Here is a 6,147-nt window from a genome sequence, read left to right on the forward strand (position 1 = left end):
GAACCCAGAGGAGAGAGAACATGAGCAAGTCGCATCTTGAATTGACCAATGTGCAGATGGCCTTTGATACCAAGGATGGACCGTTTGTGGCCTTGGAAAACGTAGACTTGAAGATCCGCAAAGGTGAATTCGTATCACTGATCGGGCATTCCGGCTGCGGTAAATCGACCGTGCTCAATATTGTAGCCGGGCTTTTACAGGCTACGCGAGGAGGTTGCGTGCTGGATGGGCATGAGGTGAACACACCGGGGCCGGAACGTGCGGTTGTGTTCCAAAATCACTCACTGATGCCCTGGCTGACCGTGTACGAGAACGTTGAATTGGCCGTACAGCAAGTGTTCCGAAAATCCATGAGTAAAACCGAGCGGAAGGAATGGATTCTTCACAACCTCAAGCTGGTCAACATGGACCACGCCCTGGATAAACGCCCCGGAGAGATCTCTGGGGGCATGGCCCAGCGGGTCGGGATTGCCCGGGCACTGGCGATGAAGCCCAGTGTGCTGTTGATGGACGAGCCGTTCGGCGCGCTGGACGCGCTGACGCGGGCCCACCTGCAGGATTCGCTGATGAAGATCCAGCAGGACCTGAACAGTACAGTGATCATGATCACCCATGACGTGGACGAAGCCGTGCTGCTGTCAGACCGCATTGTAATGATGACCAACGGGCCGGCCGCCACCATCGGGGAGGAGTTGCACATTGAACTGGAGCGACCCCGCAACCGGGTCACCCTGGCCGACCATCCAGACTATGTGCGCTACCGTCAGGCGGTATTGTCCTTCCTGTATGAAAAGCAGCGTTTCCCCGGCAAAGGCGAGGATGAACAGGATAAGCCCACTGCTGAAGTCGAAGCGCCCAAGCAGGAAGGCAGCTCACCGGATGGGGAGAACGAGCGTTCTGAGAGCCCGGTTCGCCGCATTGCATGAGATCAAACGAAGAAGCTCGCGCCCTACAGAAGCACTCATCCGGTGCATGTCGCCCTGTCAGAGCGCACAGCTTTCGGGTCGAGTTCAAAGCGAAATCCTTCAACTTGCTGTAAATAAAGGACTAATAATTTTGGCACGGCGTTCGCTACTGTAAATACAGGGATGAATGTCCCGGCTAAGGATCGGCCGGACCATCAGATCATTGTTGTTGGCATTGGCGCCGGACCATCGAGTTCCTTCGGGGATCAGATGCTCCGGCTTTTTTCGTTTTGGACACAAGAAGGGCATCACCATCATGAGCGCACAAGCAGAACAGACTCTCGTTATCTGCGGGCACGGCATGGTGGCCCAGCGCCTGCTCGAAAAACTGGTTGTTCAGCCGCAGCGGCCTTTTGAGCGCATCGTGGTGTTCAATGGCGAGGCAAGCCCTGCCTACAACCGCATCCAGCTTTCAGCCCTCCTGGCCGGCGATGCCAACGAAGACAGCCTGCAACTGCAACAACCGGACTGGTACCGGCACAACAACATCACCGTGAACCAGGGCGACCCCGTTACCGCCATTAACCGGGAAGATCGCACGGTTACAACTGCAAGCGGGCAGACTCAGCGCTACACCAGCCTGGTTCTGGCCACGGGCTCCCGCTCCGCCAGTCTTGGCCTGGAGGGCGAGAGCCTGGAAGGTGTCATGGGTTTCCGCGACCTGAAAGACACTCGCCAGCTGATCCAAACCAGCCAGCGCCATCGCCGCGCGGTGGTAATCGGTGGCGGCTTCCTGGGTCTGGAGGCGGCTGAAGGACTACGCAGCCGGGGTATGGCGGTCACTGTTCTGCACCGCGGCAGCCATCTGCTGAACCGACAACTGGACGAGACCGGCGGAGCACTGTTGGAACAGGCCCTGACCGAACGCGGCCTGTCCATTCGTACTCAAACGTCCCCCGTGGCTCTTATCGGTCGCAACCTGGTGAGGGCCGTGCAACTCGACGATGAAACCCTGATCAGCACCGATCTGGTGGTGATTGCCGCTGGCATTACACCCAACACCGAACTGGCACGGGAGGCTGGCCTGGATTGCGAGCGCGCCATCCGCGTGAACCCGCAACTGCAAACCAGCGACCCACAGATCTTTGCCCTGGGGGAATGCTGCCAGCTGGAAAACCAGACCTTCGGGCTGGTGGAGCCGGGCTACCAACAGGCCGATGTGCTGGCGCAGGTATTGTGCCACTCCGACAGCCAGGCCGCCTTTGCGCCGTCCACGATCCCGACGCGCCTGAAAATCAGCGGCATCCCGATATTTTCCTGCGGCCAGACCGACGCGGACGCAGAGACCGAATCCGTAATCTGGCAGGACTACGACACCAACCGGTACTGCCGCCTGCTGATTCGCGACCAAAGACTCACAGGCGCCGTGCTCTTCGGCGAAACCAGCGACGGCCCCTGGTACAACGAACGCATTCAACAGGCCGATGACATCAGCCCTTACCGGGCCCATCTGGCCTTTGGCAAGCACTACTGCGAAGCCGCTTAAAGCGGCCGGGAACAGAGAGAGGAATTACCATGAGCAAGAAAACCCTGATCGTGATTGGCAACGGCATGGTCGGCCACCACTTCCTGGAACAGCTGGTGGAAACCCCGGCGGCAGCCGACTTCGACATCAAGGTGTTTGGTGAAGAGAAGCTGCTGGCGTATGACCGGGTTCACCTGTCCGAGTATTTCGGTGGCTCCACCCACGCCGATCTGGCCATGGGCACCGCAGACTGGTACGCCGAGAACCACATCGACCTGCGCCTGGGCGAACAGGTGACCGGAATCGACCGCGCCAATCAGACCATTACCACACCCATGGGTGATTACGCCTATGACGAACTGGTTCTGGCGACTGGCTCATACCCGTTTGTTCCGCCCATCAAGGGTAACGAGCACCCCCATTGCCTGGTGTACCGTACCCTGGAAGACCTGGACAGCATCCGCGCCAGCGCCGACGGCGTTAAAACCGGCGTTGTGGTGGGTGGCGGCCTGCTGGGCCTGGAAGCCGCCAACGCCCTCAAAAGCCTGGGCCTGGACGCCCATGTGGTGGAATTCGCGCCTCGCCTGATGCCAGTGCAGCTCGACAGCGACGGCGGCGCGCTGCTGAAACACAAGATTGAGGAACTGGGTGTGCAGGTGCACACCGAAAAGGCGACCACCGAGATCGTGGAAGGCGAAGAAGCCCGCCTGCGGATGAACTTCAGTGACGACACCCATCTGGAAACCGACCTGATCGTATTCTCTGCCGGCATCCGCCCCCAGGATGCCCTGGCGCGTTCCAGTGAACTCGCCATGGGTGAGCGCGGTGGTATTGTCATCAACGATCAGTGCACCACCTCTGACCCGCACATTCACGCCATCGGCGAATGCGCTCTGTGGAGTGAGAAGATTTTTGGCCTTGTGGCGCCGGGCTATACCATGGCCCGCACCCTGGCCTCAGTGCTGAACGGTGACACGGAAGCGGCCTTTACCGGCGCCGACATGAGCACCAAGCTCAAGTTGCTGGGTGTGGATGTGGGCTCGATCGGCGATGCCCACGCCCAAACCCCAGGTGCCCGCAACATCCGCTTTAACGACGAGCAGGCCGGCCACTACCGTCGCATGGTGATCAGCGAAGACGGCAAGACCCTGCTGGGCGCTATCCTGGTGGGTGACAACAGTCACTACGACACGCTGCTGCAATACGCCTTGAACGGCATTGAACTGCCGGAAAATCCGGAAACCCTGATACTGCCGGAAAGCCAGGGCGGCGCTCCCGCGCTGGGCCCGGACGCCCTGCCGGAAACCGCCTCGATCTGCTCCTGCCACAACGTGTCCAAAGGCGATATCTGCGGTGTGATCGACGCCGGCTGCACCGACCTTGCCGGTGTGAAGGCAGAAACCAAGGCCAGTACCGGCTGCGGCGGTTGTGCAGCGCTACTGAAGAACGTGGTGGACAGTGAACTGGAAAAACGCGGCGTGGAAGTCAGCAAGGATATCTGCGAGCACTTCCCGTACAGCCGCCAGGACCTGTTCAACATCGTGAAGGTCAATGGCATCCGTACCTTCCGGACATTAATCCGTGATCATGGCAAGGGCCACGGGTGCGATATCTGCAAACCGGCCGTAGCCTCCATTCTTGCCACCTGCTGGAACGAGCACATCCTGGCCACCGACCACGTGCCCCTGCAGGACACCAACGATACCTTCATGGCCAACATGCAGAAGAACGGCACCTACTCCATCGTGCCCCGGGTACCGGGCGGCGAGATCACTCCGGACAAGCTGATTGTGCTGGGTGAAGTGGCCAAGGAATACAACCTGTATACCAAGATCACCGGGGGCCAGCGCGTGGACCTGTTCGGCGCCACCCTGAGCGAACTGCCGGAGATCTGGGAGAAACTCATCGCCGCCGGCTTCGAAACCGGCCATGCCTACGGCAAGTCTCTGCGTACGGTGAAGTCCTGCGTCGGCAGCACCTGGTGCCGCTACGGCGTACAGGACAGCGTGGGCATGGCGATCTTCCTGGAGAACCGCTACAAGGGCCTGCGCTCGCCCCATAAGCTCAAGATGGCGGTGTCTGGCTGCACCCGCGAATGCGCGGAAGCCCAGAGCAAGGACATTGGCGTGATTGCCACGGAAAACGGCTGGAATCTGTACGTCTGCGGCAACGGCGGCATGCGCCCGCGCCACGCGGATTTGTTTGCGACGGATCTGTCCGATGAGGAACTGATCAGCGCTATCGACCGGGTGTTGATGTTCTACGTCCGTACAGCGGACCGTTTGCAACGCACCAGCGTGTGGATGGAGAACCTGGAAGGGGGTCTGGAGTATCTGAAGCAGGTGGTTCTGGAGGACAGCCTGGGCATTGGTGAGGAGCTGGAGAAGCACATGGCGGATCTGGTGGATACCTATCAGTGCGAGTGGAAGACGGCGGTTGAGGATCCTGAGAAGCGGAAGCGGTTCCGGGAGTTTGTGAATGCACCGTCCAAGAAAGATCCGGTTCAACAGTGGACTACCGAACGGGATCAACGTCGGCCTTTACTTGAGGAGGAGCCTGCTTAGGACTGGTGGCTTGGGGTGGAGCGCGGGGGTCAATAATTTTTCCCTTGGGAAAAAGAACTCGCTGCGCTCGGACACCTTTTTCCTGGCGGGAAAAATTATTGACCCCCACGCTCATCGGATCACCAGTTATCGCTGGTTAAAAGCGCATCAAATCAAGAGTTAACGCCTTTGGCGAACCTGAATGAAATTGGAGAACGTTATGAAAGCACGCACTTCCTGGGACGTTGTTTGTACGGTTGATGATCTTGTGCCGGAATCGGGGGTTGCGGTCTGGACCGAGGATGGTCCGGTGGCGGTATTTTATCTGCCGCATCGGTTGCCGGCGTTGTTTGCGGTCAGCCATACCGATCCGTTTACCGGTAAGAACGTGCTGGCGCGGGGTATTACCGGGGATCTGAAAGGGCAGCCAGTGGTGGCTTCGCCGTTGTACAAGCAGCACTTCAACCTGCAGACCGGTCAGTGCCTGGAGGACGAAGAGGTAGCCGTAAAAACCTACCCAGTCCTGCTGGATGGCAACAACGTCCGCGTGGAAATCCCTGCAACCAACAAGGAATCAGCCGTGGCCTAACCCGTTAGTTTCCCCGGGCAGGCTTCTGCAAGGGCCCGAAAAGCCGATTTGGGGGGTGAAAGTCAAAGATGACGCCGAGGCGGTCGCGTTGATGAACGACAGCGAATTCGGCCTGACCGCGTCACTGTGGACCAAAGATATTGACCGCGCCACGCGGGTGGCCGATCAGATTGAGACCGGCACGGTGTTCATGAACCGTTGCGATTACCTGGACCCGGCGCTGTGCTGGACCGGTTGCAAGAACACCGGTCGTGGTGGTGGGCTTTCGATCATCGGCTACCATAACCTGACGCGCCCGAAATCGTATTACCTGAAAAAACCGGTGAACTGATATCCGGATCAACAGACAACCCTATTCTCTGACGAGGGGCTGACAATGACACTCTCCGCAAACTGGTCCTACCCCACGGATATCCGCTTTGGCGCCGGTCGCATCGCTGAACTCGGTGAATGCTGCGCGGAGGCCGGCATTAAACGGCCGTTGCTGGTGACCGACAGGGGCTGGCAAACCTGCCCATCACCCAGCGGACGCTCGATTTAATGGAGCAAGCCAGTCTTGGGCGGGCCATGTTCTCGGACGTTGAC

General features: G+C 59.2%; 5 protein-coding genes and 1 pseudogene. All 6 read left to right on the plus strand.

Features of this window, described 5'->3' with window-relative positions; all coding sequences use genetic code 11:
• Positions 1 to 56: 56 nt before the first annotated feature.
• The 6 genes and pseudogenes from MDG893_RS20060 (at position 57) to MDG893_RS20805 (ending at position 6,103) form a co-directional block, all read left to right on the plus strand.
• Positions 57 to 926, plus strand: coding sequence for an ABC transporter ATP-binding protein (locus MDG893_RS20060; protein WP_244264464.1), 870 nt, complete (start codon positions 57 to 59; stop codon positions 924 to 926).
• 295 nt (positions 927 to 1,221) lie between these two features.
• Positions 1,222 to 2,451, plus strand: a complete 1,230-nt coding sequence (locus tag MDG893_RS20065) for an NAD(P)/FAD-dependent oxidoreductase (protein WP_007155677.1) — start codon at positions 1,222 to 1,224, stop codon at positions 2,449 to 2,451.
• Between the two features lie 29 nt (positions 2,452 to 2,480).
• Positions 2,481 to 4,994 carry a nitrite reductase large subunit NirB gene (gene nirB / locus MDG893_RS20070; protein WP_007155678.1) on the plus strand — a complete coding sequence of 838 codons (2,514 nt, stop codon included), beginning with the start codon at positions 2,481 to 2,483 and terminating at the stop codon, positions 4,992 to 4,994.
• A gap of 199 nt (positions 4,995 to 5,193) precedes the next feature.
• Positions 5,194 to 5,562 (plus strand): nitrite reductase small subunit NirD, encoded by a 369-nt coding sequence (gene nirD, locus MDG893_RS20075; protein ID WP_040474833.1) that lies wholly within the window; start codon positions 5,194 to 5,196, stop codon positions 5,560 to 5,562.
• Positions 5,563 to 5,605: 43 nt separating this feature from the next.
• A pseudogene (locus MDG893_RS20080) lies at positions 5,606 to 5,893 on the plus strand (aldehyde dehydrogenase family protein); the annotation flags it as partial.
• Positions 5,894 to 5,938: 45 nt separating this feature from the next.
• Entirely contained in the window at positions 5,939 to 6,103 is a 165-nt protein-coding gene (locus MDG893_RS20805) for an iron-containing alcohol dehydrogenase (protein WP_007155681.1), read from the plus strand.
• The last annotated feature ends 44 nt before the right edge of the window (positions 6,104 to 6,147 follow it).

The organism is Marinobacter algicola DG893, from assembly GCF_000170835.1.
GTDB classification, from domain to species: domain Bacteria; phylum Pseudomonadota; class Gammaproteobacteria; order Pseudomonadales; family Oleiphilaceae; genus Marinobacter; species Marinobacter algicola.